17 protein-coding genes are annotated in these 16,976 nt (G+C 50.9%); 7 read left to right on the forward strand and 10 right to left on the reverse strand.

Annotated elements, in window-relative coordinates; all coding sequences use genetic code 11:
• Positions 1-11 precede the first annotated feature (11 nt).
• Together ACSFXJ_RS11685 and ACSFXJ_RS11690 are read right to left on the reverse strand one after the other, a co-directional pair.
• Positions 12-854: an aldo/keto reductase gene (locus ACSFXJ_RS11685; protein ID WP_435925420.1), complete on the reverse strand. Its 843-nt coding sequence runs from the start codon at positions 852-854 to the stop codon at positions 12-14.
• A gap of 60 nt (positions 855-914) precedes the next feature.
• Entirely contained in the window at positions 915-2,156 is a 1,242-nt protein-coding gene (locus ACSFXJ_RS11690) for an MFS transporter (protein ID WP_435925421.1), read from the reverse strand.
• 117 nt (positions 2,157-2,273) lie between these two features.
• Between ACSFXJ_RS11690 and ACSFXJ_RS11695 the strand changes: the two genes are divergently transcribed.
• The gene (locus tag ACSFXJ_RS11695) at positions 2,274-2,660 is read left to right on the forward strand and encodes a winged helix-turn-helix transcriptional regulator (protein ID WP_435925422.1); all 387 of its coding nucleotides are present in this window, start codon (positions 2,274-2,276) and stop codon (positions 2,658-2,660) included.
• Between the two features lie 92 nt (positions 2,661-2,752).
• On the opposite strand, the gene ACSFXJ_RS11700 is transcribed toward ACSFXJ_RS11695, so the two are convergent.
• Complete coding sequence (locus ACSFXJ_RS11700; RefSeq protein ID WP_435925423.1) at positions 2,753-3,619, reverse strand: LysR family transcriptional regulator; 867 nt, start codon at positions 3,617-3,619, stop codon at positions 2,753-2,755.
• Positions 3,620-3,730: 111 nt separating this feature from the next.
• Here ACSFXJ_RS11700 and ACSFXJ_RS11705 point away from each other — a divergent pair, with 111 nt between their 5' ends.
• Complete coding sequence (locus ACSFXJ_RS11705; protein WP_435925424.1) at positions 3,731-4,810, forward strand: branched-chain amino acid aminotransferase; 1,080 nt, start codon at positions 3,731-3,733, stop codon at positions 4,808-4,810.
• Between the two features lie 106 nt (positions 4,811-4,916).
• Positions 4,917-5,342, forward strand: coding sequence for a MarR family winged helix-turn-helix transcriptional regulator (locus tag ACSFXJ_RS11710; protein WP_435925425.1), 426 nt, complete (start codon positions 4,917-4,919; stop codon positions 5,340-5,342).
• A 45-nt stretch (positions 5,343-5,387) separates the two neighbouring features.
• On the opposite strand, the gene ACSFXJ_RS11715 is transcribed toward ACSFXJ_RS11710, so the two are convergent.
• Both ACSFXJ_RS11715 and ACSFXJ_RS11720 read right to left on the reverse strand, forming a co-directional pair.
• Complete coding sequence (locus ACSFXJ_RS11715) at positions 5,388-6,161, reverse strand: RluA family pseudouridine synthase (protein WP_435925426.1); 774 nt, start codon at positions 6,159-6,161, stop codon at positions 5,388-5,390.
• A 2-nt stretch (positions 6,162-6,163) separates the two neighbouring features.
• On the reverse strand, positions 6,164-7,027 hold the full coding sequence (locus ACSFXJ_RS11720; RefSeq protein ID WP_435925427.1) for a class I SAM-dependent methyltransferase: 864 nt from the start codon (positions 7,025-7,027) through the stop codon (positions 6,164-6,166).
• A 172-nt stretch (positions 7,028-7,199) separates the two neighbouring features.
• Here ACSFXJ_RS11720 and ant(6) point away from each other — a divergent pair, with 172 nt between their 5' ends.
• Positions 7,200-8,054, forward strand: a complete 855-nt coding sequence (ant(6), locus tag ACSFXJ_RS11725) for an aminoglycoside 6-adenylyltransferase (RefSeq protein ID WP_435925428.1) — start codon at positions 7,200-7,202, stop codon at positions 8,052-8,054.
• A 120-nt stretch (positions 8,055-8,174) separates the two neighbouring features.
• Positions 8,175-9,914, forward strand: a complete 1,740-nt coding sequence (locus tag ACSFXJ_RS11730; protein WP_435925429.1) for an ABC transporter ATP-binding protein — start codon at positions 8,175-8,177, stop codon at positions 9,912-9,914.
• On the opposite strand, the gene ACSFXJ_RS11735 is transcribed toward ACSFXJ_RS11730, so the two are convergent.
• Positions 9,911-10,753: a GNAT family N-acetyltransferase gene (locus ACSFXJ_RS11735; protein ID WP_435925430.1), complete on the reverse strand. Its 843-nt coding sequence runs from the start codon at positions 10,751-10,753 to the stop codon at positions 9,911-9,913. The two genes, ACSFXJ_RS11730 and ACSFXJ_RS11735, sit on opposite strands and share 4 nt — an antisense overlap.
• A 158-nt stretch (positions 10,754-10,911) precedes the next feature.
• On the opposite strand from ACSFXJ_RS11735, the gene ACSFXJ_RS11740 reads away from it, so the two are divergent.
• Both ACSFXJ_RS11740 and ACSFXJ_RS11745 read left to right on the forward strand, forming a co-directional pair.
• Complete coding sequence (locus ACSFXJ_RS11740; RefSeq protein ID WP_435925431.1) at positions 10,912-11,691, forward strand: ABC transporter ATP-binding protein; 780 nt, start codon at positions 10,912-10,914, stop codon at positions 11,689-11,691.
• A gap of 89 nt (positions 11,692-11,780) precedes the next feature.
• Positions 11,781-12,620: a prohibitin family protein gene (locus ACSFXJ_RS11745; protein WP_435925432.1), complete on the forward strand. Its 840-nt coding sequence runs from the start codon at positions 11,781-11,783 to the stop codon at positions 12,618-12,620.
• An 8-nt stretch (positions 12,621-12,628) separates the two neighbouring features.
• Here the strand turns inward: ACSFXJ_RS11745 and ACSFXJ_RS11750 are convergent, their stop codons facing one another.
• The 4 genes from ACSFXJ_RS11750 to ACSFXJ_RS11765 are packed head-to-tail and all read right to left on the reverse strand — an operon-like array spanning position 12,629 to position 16,838.
• Positions 12,629-13,768: a GerAB/ArcD/ProY family transporter gene (locus tag ACSFXJ_RS11750; protein WP_435925433.1), complete on the reverse strand. Its 1,140-nt coding sequence runs from the start codon at positions 13,766-13,768 to the stop codon at positions 12,629-12,631.
• A gap of 15 nt (positions 13,769-13,783) precedes the next feature.
• Complete coding sequence (locus tag ACSFXJ_RS11755) at positions 13,784-14,008, reverse strand: hypothetical protein (protein WP_435925434.1); 225 nt, start codon at positions 14,006-14,008, stop codon at positions 13,784-13,786.
• An 11-nt stretch (positions 14,009-14,019) separates the two neighbouring features.
• Positions 14,020-15,222, reverse strand: a complete 1,203-nt coding sequence (locus ACSFXJ_RS11760) for a Ger(x)C family spore germination protein (protein ID WP_435925435.1) — start codon at positions 15,220-15,222, stop codon at positions 14,020-14,022.
• The gene (locus ACSFXJ_RS11765; RefSeq protein WP_435925436.1) at positions 15,219-16,838 is read right to left on the reverse strand and encodes a spore germination protein; all 1,620 of its coding nucleotides are present in this window, start codon (positions 16,836-16,838) and stop codon (positions 15,219-15,221) included. Before ACSFXJ_RS11765 ends, ACSFXJ_RS11760 begins: the two co-directional genes overlap by 4 nt.
• Between the last annotated feature and the right edge of the window lie 138 nt (positions 16,839-16,976).

Genomic DNA, 16,976 nt, shown 5'->3' on the forward strand with positions numbered 1-16,976 from the left:
AATCATCGCCATTAAAAGTTAAAGTTGTCCGGGTCCGGACCCACCCGCCGATCTTCATTCAATCCGTCGATCCGGTTCATATCTTCTTCGCTCAGGGAAAAATCAAAGATCGAGGCGTTTTCGATAATCCGCGCTTCTTTGGTTGATTTCGGTATGGTTACTACGCCGTGCTGGAGGTCCCAGCGCAAAATGACCTGGGCCACCGTTTTACCGTATTTGGCGCCGATTTCTTGAAGCAAAGGTTCATTCAGCAGCTCCCCTTGCATCAGCGGAGACCAGGCTTCCAATTGAATGCCTTGCTCCCGGCAGTACAGAAGCAGATCTTTCTGCGTCAGGCGCGGATGAAATTCCACCTGGTTGACCATCGGCTTGATTTCCGCCCCTTCCATCACATCCTTCAAATGATGAATTTGGAAGTTGCTCACCCCGATCGCTTTCACCCGGCCATCTCGGTACAAGGTTTCCAGGGCGCGCCAGGAGTCCTTGTATTTGCCTTTGACCGGCCAGTGGATGAGATACAAATCCAGATAATCGAGACCGAGTTTTTCCATGGTGGCTTCAAAAGCGGCCAAAGCCGAATCGTAGCCCTGGTCGGCGTTCCACAGCTTGGACGTCACGAACAGTTCCTCGCGCTTCACGAGCGACTCTTCGAGGGCTTCGCGGATCGCAGTTCCGACCCCGGCTTCATTCTCGTACACGGCCGCGGTATCGATGCTCCGGTAACCGTGCCGGATGGCGGCTTTGACCGCATTGACGAGTTCTTGTCCTTCTTCGACTTTAAAAACGCCCAGACCAAAGCCCGGCATTTGTACTCCGTTGTGCAAGGTTACGGTATCCTGCAAATGGTTAATCATAATTCTTGGTCATCTCCTATGATGAAGTTTTTTAAATGGTATCGCATTCCATAAAATAGCTTACCCGTTTTGCTCGGCCGGATTCAAGCCGCACTCAGCCAACGTGTTTTTTTCATGCCCGGCATCTTTTTCTTCGAATGCCCGGGCCCGGCCGGTAAGGACCACTGCGGCCAGAACCATCAATCCTCCCACCCAGGCGGTGTGCCGGAGGCCGAGGTGATCGGTGACGATCCCGCCAAGAAAGGCTCCGAGGGCGATGCCGGCGTTAAAAGCGGCGATGTTGACGGCAGACGCGATATCTTTCGCCTTGGGAGCGTAACGCTCGGCCAGCATCACGACATAGACTTGCAAACCGGACACGTTCATAAAGGCAAATAGGCCCATGAGAAAAATGGTGGCCAGTCCCGCGATTTTCATCGGAGCCGTGAAGTACAGGGCGAACAGCACCAGGGACTGAATACCGAACATATAGAACAGGGCGTTTACCGGTTTGCGGTTGGCCGCTTTGCCTCCAAGGAGATTGCCGATCGCAATAGCGATTCCGTACATCAAGAGAATCGCCGCTGCCGTTTTCTCGGGAAATCCGGTTACTTCATGAAGCAGCGGGGATAAATAAGTAAAGACGACGAAGGTGCCGCCGTATCCCAACGCGGTGATGACGAAAGCCAGCAACAGGCGGCTATGGGTCACGAGTTTGAGCTGATCGCTAAGCTGCGTTTTCGTGCCTTTACGCAAATTCCCTCCCGATACAAGAATCAGGTTGGCTAGAAAAGCAGCCACGCCGATGAGAGCAATGGCGACAAAGGCCGTCCGCCAGCTCCAATGCTGCCCGACCATCGTGCCCAGAGGTACGCCAGTGACCGTAGCCACGGTAAGCCCGGAGAACATAATGGCGATGGCGCTGGCCCGCCGATTCTCGGGAACGAGGTCGGCCGCGATGGTCGATCCGATAGACATAAACACGCCGTGCGCCAAAGCCGAAATCACGCGTGCGGCAAGCAGGACGCCGATGCCGCCGGCCATGGCGGCCAGGCTGTTGCCGGCGATGAAAACGATCATAACCCAGAGCAGCAGCGTTTTTTTCGAAACCCCGGAGGTTAACGATGTGAGCACCGGAGCTCCGAACGTAACGCCCAGGGCATATAACGTAACGGTAAGTCCCGCCGTAGTGACGGATATATCAAAGTCATCAGCGATCAAAGGAAGCAGCCCTACGCTGATAAACTCGGTTGTCCCGATCGCAAAGGCGCTGACCGCAAGTGCCAACAGCGCCAGCATGCTTCTCTTTTTTTCTATAGTCACAGGGTCTTCCACTCCTCTATGATTTGTCGTTGCCGGCCGGCATATGCTATTATCATTTATCAAGACCGTGATGAACAGTACGTACTTTCAAGTGATATAGGTACTAAAAAGTGCCTAATGGATAAACAAAGGGAGGAAGACGCCTTGGCGAAAAAATATAATATTTCGGTGGAAGCCACATTGGAGGTCATCGGAGGGAAATGGAAATGCGTTATCTTATGCCATCTTACGCACGGTAAACGAAGAACGAGCGACTTGAAACGCTTGATGCCCGGAATCACGCAGAAGATGCTGACCCAACAGTTAAGAGAACTGGAGAAGGACGGGATCGTCAACCGGATCAGCTATAACGAAGTGCCTCCGAGAGTCGAGTATGAGCTGACCGAGTACGGTTGGAGCCTTCAGGGGATATTGGATTCCCTGTGCGCTTGGGGCGAGAAGCATATCATCAAGGAATACGGGGATAAGAGCGCCGTGCTGGAAGACAGCATTCTAAACCGCTAAACCGGAAATGCGCGGCAAAAAAAGCCCGGTCATCCCTTGCGTGTAGCACAGTGGTGGCCAGGCCTTTCATACGTACGCGGAACACCTTAAGCCTAAAAACTGGTAAGATGGCGGATAAATGCCTGGATCGTGTTATCCATATACATCGTTTTTCGGTACACGAGACCGACCTGTTTGCGCGGCTTAGGATCGGCAAGCGGAATGACGGCGATTTCCGGTTGATGAAGCGTTTTGGCGTAGGAAAGGGGAAGCACGGTACCGCCTACCTGCTGAAGCACCATTTGAACCTGGGATTCCATCGTCGATAACTCCATGACGGGATTTAGCGATACGCCGGCATCTCCGCAAGCGGCATTGATCATTTGACGAACGAAAAATTTAGGCTGGAAAAGCACAAGCGGAATACCGGCAAGCTGATGAAGCTCGACTTTTTCAGAAAATGCCAGGGGATGCTCTTTGGATACCGCCAAAACCAGTTCTTCATCATATAACGGGAGATTGATCAGCTGTTCGTCTTCCAACGGTAAAAAAACGACGCCCAGATCCAACCGGTTGCTCATCAATCCTTCATAAGTTTCATCGGTTGCCAGTTCCACGACGTTCAGTTCGATTCCCGGATATTGCCGATGAAAAGAAATGAGCGCGCCCGTAAGTAAGTGGTTGCCGGAACAGCCGATTCGCAGCCGCCCTCTTTGGAGTCCGGCAAGCTCGCCGATTTCAAGCTTTGCCTGCTCCAGTTCGTGGACGACGCGGCGCGCATGCTCCAATAAAACCGATCCAGGCTGGGTCAAATAAGTCTTTTTGCCGGAGCGATGAAATAACGGCGTGCCCAGTTCCTGCTCAAGCAGGCGGATCTGATGACTCAACGTGGGCTGCGTGATGCCCAGCCGGTCTGCGGCTTTCGTAAAATGCAACTCTTCGGCCACGGCCAAGAAGTATTCCAGCAAACGATACTCCACTTCCTTCACGCCCCTGTTCATTGAAAATTTCTATGATTATAATCGATATCATAATATTGATCAATATTAAAACAAGGAGTATAGTAGGAGAAAATAACCGGCCAAGAGAGGATGCGCGTAAAAGTGAACCAGATCAAAATCGAACGTAACCCGCAGTTAAAAAGCAAACCCGATTCCGGCCAGCTCGGTTTCGGCAAATATTTTACCGACCATATGCTGGTGATGGACTATTCCGAAGGATATGGATGGGGAGATCCTGAGATCGTTCCCTATGGGCCCGTTTCCCTGGACCCTTCGGCGATGGTTTTTCATTACGGTCAAGAAGTGTTTGAAGGAATGAAGGCCTATAAAACAGCCGACGGGAAAATTTCGCTGTTCCGGCCCGATATGAACCTGAAACGGCTTAATGCCTCATGTGAGCGCATGAGCATTCCCCAGGTGGATGGGGATCTCCTGCTTAACGGAATTGTTGAGCTCGTCGGTGTCGACCGGGAGTGGATTCCGGAAGGAGAGGACACATCCCTCTACATTCGTCCGTTTATTATTGCTACGGAGCCGTGCCTTGGCGTACGGGCTTCCAAAGAATACAAGCTGCTCGTCATTTTGTCCCCGGTTGGTTCTTACTACCCTGAGGGAATTCACCCGGTATCGATTTACGTCGAGGACGAATATGTGAGAGCCGTACGCGGCGGAACCGGGATGGCAAAAACGTCCGGCAATTATGCTTCGGGCATCAAGGCGCAGGAGGAAGCGAAGCAGGAAGGGTTCTCCCAAGTGCTTTGGCTGGACGGCGTCGAGAAGAAATACATTGAAGAAGTCGGGAGCATGAACGTATTTTTCAAAATCGCCGGCGAGGTCATTACGCCTGAATTGTCGGGAAGCATCCTGGCGGGGGTAACGCGGGATTCGGTGATCGCCATGCTCCGCTCCTGGGGCATTCCGGTCATTGAACGGAAAATCACGGTCGCCGAGCTGTTTGAAGCCGGACGGCAGGGGAAGCTCGAGGAAGCGTTCGGAACCGGTACGGCAGCGGTCATTTCTCCGATCGGAACGATGAAATGGGAAAGTGAGCAGATCACGATTGCCGGAGGAGGAACCGGTGAAATCTCCAAGAAGCTGTACGATACGATTACCGGCATCCAGAAGGGCGTGCTTGACGATCCGTTCGGATGGCGGAAAGCCATATTGTAAATTGATGTCTTGCCTTAAACTGGAATCCGGCAGGATTTTCGGACTCGCTGTCGAACTACTTGAAATAAATAGATAACCGGTTTATTTCACGAGACGGGGGTACACAATGCATACTGTCGAATTTGCCAGGCTGTTAGGCGTGATTATGAAGGACTTTCAATCCCACATGGAGGAAGAACTGGCGCCTGCGCTAACCACGTCGCAGCTGGCTGTGTTAGAGGTGCTGGAACGCGAGGGGAGCTTGAAGCCTTCGGACCTGATCCCTTTTCTCTCGACCACGCCCGCCGCGGTCACGATGCTGCTTGACCGAATGGAGCGAGGAGAATTGATCCGACGGGACAGAGATGAAGGAGATCGCCGTATTGTGTGGGTATCGATTACGGAAAAAGGCAAAAGCGAGGTCGCGCGAGGGGTTCAGGTACGGGACGATTATTTGAACCAGGTGCTGGGCCGAATCTCGGCGCATAACCAGCAGCTGCTCGTCTTTTTGCTCGGAAAAATATCGGGCTCTGTTTCAAAAGCGGCAGAATAGAAAAAAAGGCTATCCCCGGGTTCGAAAACCGAAGGGATAGCCTTTTTACATGCCGCCGTTCGCGCCGGATTTGCAATCATCGGCCATATGGGAATACAAGTGCCGTTCCCACAAGTCCCATGGATAGAGACGGGGAGGCAGCGAGATCAGATCGATCGGCTCCTTGCTGACCGGATGCGGAACTCCGACGTAAATGGACCAGAGAGCAATTTGTTCGCCAGGCTTGTTCACCGAAGCCCCGTACTTTTGATCTCCGTACAGCGGGCAACCGAGCGCGCTTAGCTGCACGCGGATCTGGTGCGGCCTTCCCGTGTGCAGTTTGATTTGCAGCAGGCTTAGCCCCTTATCCGGAGAGCTGGCGACAACCCGGTAGTCAAGCACGGCGTCTTTGGCTCCCGGCGTGCCTGGCGGAACGACCGACACCGTATTCGTGCGTTCGTCCTTTAACAAGGTGTCCGTCAGTCTGCCTTTCGGTTGCAACGGGATTCCGCGGACGACAGCGACATAGGACTTCTCGAAACGACGGGTCCGAACCGCATCCGACAAGCGGGATGCGGCTTTCGACGTTTTCGCGAAGATCATCGCTCCGCCGACCGGACGATCCAGCCGGTGCACAAGGCCGAGGTAGACATTTCCCGGCTTTCCGTAACGTTCCTTGATGTCCTCTTTCAGCAGGCTCAGCAGATCGGGATCGCCGCTGGCGTCCTCCTGGGTCGGCACGTTCACCGGCTTTTCGACCCCGAGCAGATGGTTATCTTCATACAGGATCGCCATCGCCGGGTGACCGGAGGTCTGCATGGAGCTTTGACTTTCAGCCATCTTTATTCCTCCCAGCGGCCCAAAATCCCGCAAGGCAAATTCAGCCCTGATTTCGTGATCGGCAGGCCCAGTTCGCCGGCCGAGATGCGTCCGCCGTATTGTTTCTTCACGGTCATGGACAAGATGTTGTGAAGCACGGTCGGAGAAATGCCGGTCGTATAGGAGTTGATCAGGAAAAACAGCGGTCTGTCGGACAGGATCGAAAGACAGGATTCCACGAACGGATACAAGCTCGTCTCGAGCTTCCACATTTCTCCGCCCGGGCCACGTCCGTAAGAAGGCGGGTCCATGATGATCGCGTCGTATTTGTTGCTGCGACGCTGCTCCCGCTGTACGAATTTGAACACATCATCCGTAATGAAACGGACCGGACGGTCGCTAAGCCCGGACAAGGCCAAGTTTTCCTTTGCCCATTGGACCATCCCTTTGGCCGCGTCGACGTGAACGACCGAAGCGCCGGCGGATGCGGCCGCCACCGAGGCACCTCCCGTATAGGCGAACAGGTTAAGCACCTGAATCGGACGCCCCGCGCCGGCGATCTTGTCCATCATCCAACGCCAGTTGGCCGCTTGTTCCGGAAACAGCCCGGTATGCTTGAAATTGGTCGGCCGGATATAAAATTTAAGCCGGTCATAAGAGATCGTCCAGCGTTCCGGCAATTGTTTCTTCATTTCCCACTGTCCGCCGCCGGAGGAGCTGCGATGATAATGACCGTGCACCTCGCGCCAATCGCGGCTTTCATCCCGAATCGGCCATATGATTTGCGGATCCGGCCGGCGGAGGACCACATCTCCCCAGCGCTCCAGTTTTTCACCGTCCCCGGTATCGATGACTTCATAATCTTGCCAATCATTTGCTACGTACATGTCGTAAACCTTCCTTCGGTTTCGTTGATTCGCTAGTTATTGTACCTTATTTTTCTATGGGCATGCCACCCTGCGGGAAAAGTTCCTACGAATAAAAAGTACAAGGAGTAGGGGAGCCGTCCGTCGAATTATAAAAAGGATGTGCGCGGAATACGGAACGGAGGGATAAGGGTTGAGAAATACGGAAGAAATGATGCGACTCCTTGTGGATTTCGCCATGAACGATGATCGAATCCGATTGGCAACACTGGAAGGGTCCCGTACCAACAAAAATATTCCATCGGATCCATTTCAGGATTATGATATTTCTTATTTTGTCACCGATATGGAATCTTTCAAGAAAAATGACCGGTGGCTTGACGTTTTCGGGAATCGAGTGATGATGCAAAAGCCCGAGGATATGGCGCTTTTCCCGTCGGAATTGGGGAATTGGTTTTCCTATTTAATGCTGTTTGAGGATGGGAATAAAGTAGACCTGACATTAATTCCGTTAAGTGAAGTCGAAGATTATTTTGCCGACAGTGACGGTCTGGTCGAGGTATTGCTCGATAAAGATGCGCTGATCAAACATGAGATTGTCCCCGACGACCGTCAATATTGGATCAAAAAGCCGACCCCAAGAGAATTTGATGATTGCTGCAATGAATTCTGGATGGTATCAACCTATGTCGTCAAAGGGTTAGCGAGAAAAGAAATTCTTTTTGCGGTTGATCATTTACATGAAATAGCGCGACCTAATTTATTGAGAATGATGGCTTGGCAAATCGGTTCGGAGCAAGGGTATGATTTTAGCTTGGGTAAGAACTACAAGTTCATCGATCGTTACCTTCCGGATGAAGATTGGGAAAAACTACTTACAACATATGCTGCGAATGGTTATGAGGCGATGTGGGAGTCTTTGTTTACTTGTTATGCGTTGTTCAGAAAATACACCGCGGCCGTGTCGGTCTGTCTCGGATATAAGTATCCGGATTACGATGATGCCATAACAAAGTATACTTTAAAGGTCTATTCCTCATTGACATGAAAGATATGAACGGGTTTACTTCGTCGCGGGAGGTTTTGTTTATAATCAATTGTGGGTCTTTGAAACGACGGTAACTTGTGATAGTCTGTTGAGCAGTACAAAAAATAGGGAGAGAGTGACATGCTACGCCGCTTTTTTTCATATTACAGGCCTTATAAGAACCTGTTTATACTTGATTTTACTTGCGCCGTCGTTGCCGGACTGCTCGAGCTCGGGTTTCCGGTCGCGGTCAACCACTTTGTCGATGAGCTATTGCCCGGCAAAAACTGGTCCATGATCCTCTGGGCATCCGTGGCGCTGCTGGGCGTCTACGTATTGAACACGGTGCTGAATTACATCGTGACCTATTGGGGGCACATGCTTGGCGTCAACATCGAAACGAATATGCGAAAAAAAATGTTCGATCATCTGCAGAAGCTTTCGTTCCGTTTCTATGACAACCATAAGACAGGCCATCTTATGTCACGGATCTCCAACGATCTCGACAATATCGGGGAAGTGGCCCACCACGGTCCGGAAGACGTATTTATCGCCGGGATGACGCTGATCGGTTCCTTTTTCCTGATGCTGGCGATCAACTGGAAGCTTGCCGTGCTGACCTTTTTGGTCGTGCCCGTGCTGGTGTGGACGGCGCTTTACTTTAACGGGAAAATGACCAAAACGTACCGGGGACTGTTTACGGCACTGGCGGATTTCAATGCCCGGGTCGAAGAAAACATCGGCGGAATCCGCGTCGTTCAAGCGTTCGCCAATGAAGAGCACGAAAAGAAGCTGTTTGAGGAAAATAACGGAAGTTACCGCGCAACCAAGCTCCGGGCGTATAAAATTATGGCCGGGAGCATGTCGGTCAACTATATGTTGATGCGGCTCGTCTCCTTGTTTGTCATGATAGCGGGCACCTGGTTCGTGATTCGCGGAGAGTTGTCGTACGGTGAGTTTGTCGGCTTCCTGCTGCTTGCAAACGTATTTGTGCGGCCGATCGAAAAAATCAACTCGATCATCGAGAGCTATCCGAAGGGCATTGCCGGATTTAAACGGTATCTTGAAATTATGGATACGGAGCCCGATGTGGCCGATGTCCCGGAAGCGGCGGATGCAGGCGCTTTGAAAGGGGATATCCGGTATCGGCAGGTAAGCTTCGGATATGATGACGGTACACGGGTATTGAACGATATCGATCTGCAGATTCATGCCGGAGAAACGGTGGCGTTCGTCGGGCCGTCGGGAGCCGGTAAAACGACGTTGTGCAGCTTGCTCCCGCGTTTCTATGAAGTAACGGGAGGCGCAATCATGATCGACGGTAAGGATATTCGAAGCTTGACGTTATCCTCGCTCCGCCGCAATATTGGCATCGTACAGCAAGACGTCTATTTGTTTTCCGGCACGATTCGAGAAAATATCGCTTACGGTAAGCTTGAGGCGACCGATGAAGAAATATGGGAGGCGGCGCGGAGGGCGCAGCTTTCGGAATTCATCCACTCTCAGCGGGAGGGAATGGATACCGTGATCGGGGAGCGTGGGGTCAAGCTGTCCGGAGGCCAAAAACAAAGGCTCGCTATAGCACGCATGTTTTTGAAGAATCCGCCCATTCTGATTCTTGACGAGGCCACCTCGGCGCTGGATACGGAAACCGAGCTGGCGATTCAAGCCTCGTTGGCCGAATTGTCGGAGGGGAGGACTACACTGGTGATTGCCCACCGGCTTGCAACAATCAAAAATGCGGATCGCATCGTCGTCGTGACGGAAGAAGGCATTTCGGAGCAGGGGCGTCACCAGGAGCTGGTTGCGGCGGGCGGCCATTACAGCCGCCTGCACCAAGCCCAGTTCGGCGCTTATGCGTTAGCGCCGGAGCAGGTTTAAGCCCGGGAGCCCGTGTATTCATAATAATCCTGGGCCCGGACCGTCCGGAATCCGGTTTCCTCGTAGAGACGCCGGGCATTCGGGTTGTCGAACGCAACCTCAAGCCAGACTTCGTATCCGCCCGCGTGTTCGCGGTCTACGATCTGCCGGAGCGCCGATTTGCCGATCCCTTGCCCCCGGCATTCCGCCGCTACGGCAAATCCATAGATCCAAGCCTCGCGCCCAACCGGGGACACCCGGATTTTACCCGCGGGTTCTCCGGCGGAAAGCACGATTTCATACTCGGACATTTCCAGCGGGTCAATCGAAGCGTAATAGTTTAAGGATTCTTCTTCGCTCATTTCAAAGCCTTCACGGTCCACCCGGGCCATGAAGGCTTTGTCTTCCACTCCGGCTCTTCGAAGAACGGTGTCCGTTCTTACGGGCAGCTTCAAATCGCACGCTTCCTCATATTTCATTTGCGACTCCGAAAAGGAATAGGAGAAAGGCGCAGACGCGATAAAGCTTTTGGCCGAAGCGCTGCTTTCCGGCGCATTCAGCAATATTTTGGCATAGCGTTTGGATTCCGCAACCGCCAGAGCTTTTTGCAGCAGGGTGGTGAATATACCCTGTCTACGGTAATCGGGATGTACCATGCCGCAAATTTCCAACGTGCCGGCGATGTCGTAGATGCCGAGAAAAGCGACCAGCCTTCCGTCTCTGTACTCCGCCAGGTCCTCTCCTCCCGTTTTTCGCCGTGCGTTAAGCATATCCCAATTCAGTTTCAAGGTTATGCCGTCGCGGGATTCGCATTCCTTTTGCAATTTGGCTACTTCCTCATAATCGATAATATGATTCAAATGATCACTTCCTTTTGTAAGTATCTTAGCTGATATCCAGGTCCATGGCACGGAAAATATGCGTGCGCCTGCCTTGACAAATAAAATCCGGGGGAGTAGCTTGGAACTACTTGGTTTATTCATGTCGGTTTAACGTAAATATTCAGGAGGGCGCAGGTATGGGAAACTGTATTGAAATGAAAGATGTCAGCTGGTATCGCGATGGTAAAGCGGTTCTTGAAGGGATAGACTGGAAAGTCGGCGAAGGGGAGCACTGGGCTCTTTTCGGTTTGAACGGATCGGGGAAAACGACGCTGCTGAATTTGCTCTGCGGTTATATTTGGCCGACAAGCGGAGAAATTCATGTTCTTGGCCACAAATTCGGAGAGGTCGATCTTCGGGAGCTCCGCAAGTCGATCGGTTGGGTGAGTTCGTCCCTACAGGCGAGAATTCACGGAAGCGACAAGGCGCAGAACCTCGTCGTCAGCGGAAAGTACGCTTCCATCGGGCTGTACGACAAACCGTCGGATGAAGATTTTGACCGGGCTTCGGAGCTTATGGACCAGTTGCGCTGCGGACATTTGAAGGATCGGACCTATCAAACCTGTTCTCAAGGGGAACAGCAAAAACTGTTGATAGCCCGGGCGCTCATGGCAAATCCGAAGCTGCTCATTTTGGACGAGGCGACAAACGGGCTCGACTTTATTTCCAGGGAAGGGCTGCTGGACAGCATTCATGAGTTGGCCTCGCTGCCGGTCGCCCCGACGATGCTTTACGTAACCCATCATACGGAGGAAATCCTGCCGATGTTTTCCCGTACCCTGCTTTTGCGCCGGGGAGAACCGTTCAAACAAGGCCCTACGAGAGACGTTTTGGATGGTGGATCGTTATCGGAATTTTTCGAGATGCCTGTTCAGGTGGACTGGAATAACGGCCGTGCGTGGCTGTCCCGATCCTAGTCGGCAATTTTTGCCACCAAAACGCTTTCCGCGCGTAATAATGAATATAGCTGTTTTTTGACGGCAATAGATCATGCGGAGGGATGTACATGGAGACGGGAACCAATCCGGGAGCAAAAAGAAATTTCAAATTAAAAGGGCTGACAACGGCGGTCGTAGTCGGATTACTTGTGTTGATCGTGGGCGCGAACAGCTTCGCCCAGGTCGAATACGGACATGTCGGTTTATACAAAACATTCGGGAAATTGAACAGCAATGTTTTGTCGCCGGGAATTCATTTGAAAATACCGTTTATTCAATCCGTAATCCAGGTCAATACCCAGGTTACGAAGGCGGAGACGGATACGAGCGCATCGTCCATGGACTTGCAGCCGGTATCGACGCACGTGGCGGTCAACTATTCCGTCGACAAAGAATCCGCCTACAATCTGATGAACAATATCGGCGGCAGCTTCGACGCCGTCATTATCAATCCCGCGGTTCAGGAAATTGTGAAGGAAGTTACCGCGCGTTACCAAGCGGAGGATCTGATCGCGAAACGCGATGTCGTGGCCGGCGAGATCAGCGAGCATCTGACGAACCGTCTGGCAAAATACGATTTACTCGTCAAAGAAGTCAATATCGTGAACTTCAAATTCTCCGACGCGTTTAACCAGTCGATCGAAGCCAAGCAAGTCGCGCAGCAGCAAGCGCTGAAGGCAAGCAACGATTTGAAACGGATCGAAATCGAAGCCCAGCAAAAAATCGCCCAGGCGGAAGCCGAGGCGGAGGCGCTCAAGCTGAAAAAACAAGAAGTGACGCCGGAACTGGTGCAGTTGAAGCAGATCGAGGTGCAGGAAAAGGCGCTCGAAAAGTGGGATGGAAAGCTGCCTGCGGTTACCGGGGGAGCTACACCCTTTATCGACCTCAATTCTTTAACGAATCAATAATCATGTACTTAAGAAATCGCCGATTTTTGATCGGCGGTTTCTTTTTGGTCCGCAGGCGGCTTGTTATTCTTCCGTTTCCCTTTGATGATCATCATTACCCAATAGACGGCCGGAATGACCAATTCGCCAAAAGCCAGGACGGGCGCAAGGTTCCACAAAAAATCGGATAGTTCCGGCTGGGACCTGGTAATCGCTATCGACATGACGCCGATAAATGCGATAACCGGTAGGGTTAACGGTTTGTGGTCCTTAATCCCCGTCAACTGTGCAATACATAGGACCGCCGTAAAAATAAGAAATGAGATTTTAATGTAAATACTGGTCAGCCATAAAATGATGAGAATCGGGTCCATCGATTCGATATAGGAGCCTACTCGTATAAAACGGATCAACTCCAAATCCGGATATGTAAGGTTCGCGGTAAGATCCTTGCCGAAGGTGAGCAGGATCGGGATCATATGTGACATAATGATCGCGATGGAAGATAAGGCGGTTATAAAGAATGTTCGATATACTTTTTTCGTGTCCTTTAAGTAAGGATACATGACGAAAAGAAATGAAAGTTCGCCGTACATGCCCATATTCAAATAGATTCCGGTCGACAGATCCCGGATATTGAGGTGGGTTACCAGCGCGATCAAAGCGTCGAATTCGATTTCCTGCATCGCAAGAATAGGGATAAGCAGGAAGGCTAACGCGCTAATGAGAAAAATGCCCTGGGCACTGCGGAAGATGACGGTTACGCCTGATCTGACCGCATAACCGATACAAACGCAGAATATAAACAAGATCGCCCAATGCGGCGTGCCGCTTAAGTACTCCGTAAGCAAAAAATCGGCCATTTCCCGCAAATTGATCGCCGAAAGCAGCAATTTAATCATGACGATATATAAAATGAAGAAAGCATGGGGGATTCTGCCTACCAATTCTCCCCCATATTCGGTGATAAACTCGTCGGGCCGGGCTGAACCTACCTTGTAGGAAGGGTAAATCATCAAAATTGTCAAAAAGGCTCCAAGCACGGTGGCGATCGGCGTAGAGAATCCGCTCCCTGTGATTAGCATCCCCAGCAAAAAAGCGATCACCGTTGTGAAAATATGCAAATTGTAAAGGGAAAAAACTTGGAGCAAGGTAACGCTTTTTTTCATTGTTCTTCCTCCGGATCAGAATCTCCCGATCATCCAGGACTGAACCGTTTGAGCAACCGCCTCAAACAGGATCGGAATATTCCATTTGTTTTTGAAGTAATAGAGTGTACCCGCCAACAGGAAAAATAAGACGGATATCGTAAGGACAATACCCCGGTCTTTCAGGCTCACTCCGCGACTACGTTGCCTAAACCAGTCATAAAGGATGATCAGAATGAACAGGCATCCAATCCAAGTCATCGATTTTCCTCCTAAAACGATTTTTCTTTAGATGTTTCCTGGGTCGTAGAACGGTACGCCCCGCCGGTCTGATTCAGTTCAATATTCACTTTGATGTCGATGGGAAGCTCGGAGGCATAGTACTCGCGCCACTCGTTTTTCAATCGATTCCATGTTTTCGGATATCTCCAGCCCAGGTATTGGCTCATTAAAAACGAGTCGGACTGGGCTTTTCTCGTTTTCTCAATGACCTGGGACAATCGCTTTACAATATCTTGTTCCAGAGCGTCTTGGATCTGGGACAATTTTTTCGGGTCTCTCAAATCGATTTCGGATTGGGATGACAACACATATCCTTTGGCGGTGCTGTTGATCTGAAACCTGAGTTTTCCTTCTTTCATTTTGGGTCTGATTTTAGTTCCGACCCCTTGGGCGACGACGCTAATTTCCTTGCCGTCGGAAGGGGAGGGAATACTGATGATCGAAGTGTCCAACTGAGAGCTAATCCAAAGGGCACCTCTTAATTCTTGAGCCGACAGCTTTAATTTTGACATTTTTCCCGCACTCATGATGGCAGCCCCGCCTGAAGCAAGCCATTCATTTTTTTCCGATTCTCCGCCTTCACCCTCGGGTTTCGAATTCACTTTGAGAAGGGGCAATAAGATATCGCCACCCAAATATTCAGCCATCATGAAGTCTTTGGCCGTGGTATCCAGCGTTGAGTGCCGGGCGACAAAACTGCTTAAAATATCGGAAATAAAACGTTCGAACACCAAAGGAGTTTTTTTGATGTCGGTGACCTTTCCTTCCATGACGAAAAGGTTGGCGCTAAGATGGAAGGCAGGCTGCCGGTTGACAAATTCCAGAATGGAATCGATCCCGTCTTCCGCTAATTTTTCCCCGATGACAATGTTCCTGGTTTGACCGAATGAAATGGACCGGGAGATATCGGATTGGATAACCCGAAAAGCCTGACTAATGTTGTCCGCGGTTCTGGTGATATATGAAAAGGGCGGCCCACTCTGACTTGAACTTCCTCCCGCTTGTCCGGGAGTCATCCGGATAGGAAGAGGAAATCCCAGGGTGAGTTCCACGCCTCCGTTCTCCGCTTTATCCACAAGCATGATGAAGGTAAAGCCCCGGTTATTCAATTCCCTGGACGACCAGCAACCGCAAACACAGGCCAACATCAAGAAAACAAGGCCTAATTTTACGAATATGGTAGTTGTTTTCATGGCTTACCGTCCTTTTCCCGGACCCAGCCCCGGGAATTGCTTTTTTGACGAGTGTTATTGCTATTGTTTGTCGTTCGGTCCGGACGTTTCCGCATGGTCCACCAAGGCGCCCGGACGATCGTGTCTTTCATATCGCTACCCGAATAAGGAGCGATCGGGGATAAATAAGGAACACCGAAGGATTGTAAATTGATCATGTGAATATAGATCAAAATTAATCCGCAGGCGATGCCGTACAATCCGAACATGGTCGCGAGCAGCATGATCGGAAAACGAAGCAACCGGAAGGATAGCCCCAAATCAAAATGCGGGATGATGAATGAAGCAATCCCTGTCAATGAAACGATGATGACCATAGCAGCGGATACAATGCCAGCTTCCACGGCCGCCGTTCCGATGATCAGTGCTCCGATGATGGAAACGGCTTGGCCAATCGACTTCGGAATCCGGACGGAAGCTTCCCGCAGCGCCTCGAAAGCGACCTCCATCATAAATGCTTCCAAGAACGCGGGAAACGGGACAATCGCCCGGGATGCGGCAAGCGTCAACAGCAGCTGCTTCGGAATCATTTCCGGATGAAATGTGCTTACCGCGATATATAAGGAAGGCAAAAGCAGCGAAATAAACAAAAATAAATATCTGATCCACCGGATCCATGTCGCCGCTACGAACCTTTGAAAGTAATCTTCGGCGGATTGAAGCAACATCGGCAACGTAACGGGAACGATGATCATCATCGGCGTTCCGTCCAGAAGTAAGGCAAGCCGGCCTTCCAGCAGCGCAGCCGATACCACATCCGGTCTTTCCGAATATTGAATTTGAGGAAAAGGGGAATACGGATTGTCTTCGATCGCTTCTTCGATATAAGCGGATCCTAAGGCACTATCGACCTCCAGATAGGACAGTCTTCGTTTCATTTCCTTGACAAGCTCCGGTTTACATATGCCTTCCATATAAGTGATGACTACATCGGTTTTCGTATTCTTGCCGATGATTATGGCCTCTGTTTTGAAATCCGTACTCTTCAGGCGTCTGCGGAGCATCGTTAAATTAATCTCCAAATCCTCGATAAAAGCTTCCCTCGGCCCCCGGATCACGGATTCGTTAGGGGCTTCATCAATGGAACGCGTGGGATAGCTGGAGATGGAGAAAGTGACCATTCTGGGATCGCCGTCAATCAAGAGAAGAGCACCGGCATCCAAAATTGCATGGATTCCTTCGTTCAAATCGTTCACGATTTTGCTGGTCGAGACGTCCAGCGATTTATCTTCGAACAAAATTTGATAGATATCTTCTTTCTTCAAATCTTCGGATTCCCGGTGAAGGCTCCGAATGATAAAATTCTGGGCGGCCTCCTGGTTAATCATGCCCCGGATGTAAATCAATACGCACTCTTCGCCGGAGCTGAGGGCAAACCTGCGGTAAATGACATCCGAAGAATTGCTGAACCGGTTTTCAATCCATTCCAGGCGGGGGGATAGTCCCGGTTCCGTGGCTTGATGCTTTTCCGGCAGTGTATTTGGCGGTTGTCCGTCCGGCTTTTGGGATGTTGATGAAGATTTCAGTGAACTTCCACCAGCATGGGATGAACGCAAACGTCTTCTCCAAAAAGGCAAAGGAACCGCCTCCTTTCGATCAAAGATGTCATTATAAGGTTTGCGGAAGAAAGGAAAATTATTCTGGATAAATACATACTTTGGAACTATTTAATAATGAAGCCTTTTCATCGATATTTATGTTAACGATGCGCTGAC

This window comes from Paenibacillus salivarius, from assembly GCF_051307165.1.
Classification (GTDB): domain Bacteria; phylum Bacillota; class Bacilli; order Paenibacillales; family Paenibacillaceae; genus Fontibacillus.

What these genes read in the sequence shown, in the direction of transcription:
- ACSFXJ_RS11685 (WP_435925420.1), bottom strand. Translation starts at nt 854, where the DNA reads ATGATTAACCATTTGCAGGATACCGTAACCTTGCACAACGGAGTACAA.
- ACSFXJ_RS11695 (WP_435925422.1), top strand. Translation starts at nt 2,274, where the DNA reads ATGGATAAACAAAGGGAGGAAGACGCCTTGGCGAAAAAATATAATATT.
- ACSFXJ_RS11705 (WP_435925424.1), top strand. Translation starts at nt 3,731, where the DNA reads ATGCGCGTAAAAGTGAACCAGATCAAAATCGAACGTAACCCGCAGTTA.
- ACSFXJ_RS11710 (WP_435925425.1), top strand. Translation starts at nt 4,917, where the DNA reads ATGCATACTGTCGAATTTGCCAGGCTGTTAGGCGTGATTATGAAGGAC.
- ACSFXJ_RS11715 (WP_435925426.1), bottom strand. Translation starts at nt 6,161, where the DNA reads ATGGCTGAAAGTCAAAGCTCCATGCAGACCTCCGGTCACCCGGCGATG.
- ACSFXJ_RS11720 (WP_435925427.1), bottom strand. Translation starts at nt 7,027, where the DNA reads ATGTACGTAGCAAATGATTGGCAAGATTATGAAGTCATCGATACCGGG.
- ACSFXJ_RS11730 (WP_435925429.1), top strand. Translation starts at nt 8,175, where the DNA reads ATGCTACGCCGCTTTTTTTCATATTACAGGCCTTATAAGAACCTGTTT.
- ACSFXJ_RS11740 (WP_435925431.1), top strand. Translation starts at nt 10,912, where the DNA reads ATGGGAAACTGTATTGAAATGAAAGATGTCAGCTGGTATCGCGATGGT.
- ACSFXJ_RS11745 (WP_435925432.1), top strand. Translation starts at nt 11,781, where the DNA reads ATGGAGACGGGAACCAATCCGGGAGCAAAAAGAAATTTCAAATTAAAA.
- ACSFXJ_RS11750 (WP_435925433.1), bottom strand. Translation starts at nt 13,768, where the DNA reads ATGAAAAAAAGCGTTACCTTGCTCCAAGTTTTTTCCCTTTACAATTTG.
- ACSFXJ_RS11755 (WP_435925434.1), bottom strand. Translation starts at nt 14,008, where the DNA reads ATGACTTGGATTGGATGCCTGTTCATTCTGATCATCCTTTATGACTGG.
- ACSFXJ_RS11760 (WP_435925435.1), bottom strand. Translation starts at nt 15,222, where the DNA reads ATGAAAACAACTACCATATTCGTAAAATTAGGCCTTGTTTTCTTGATG.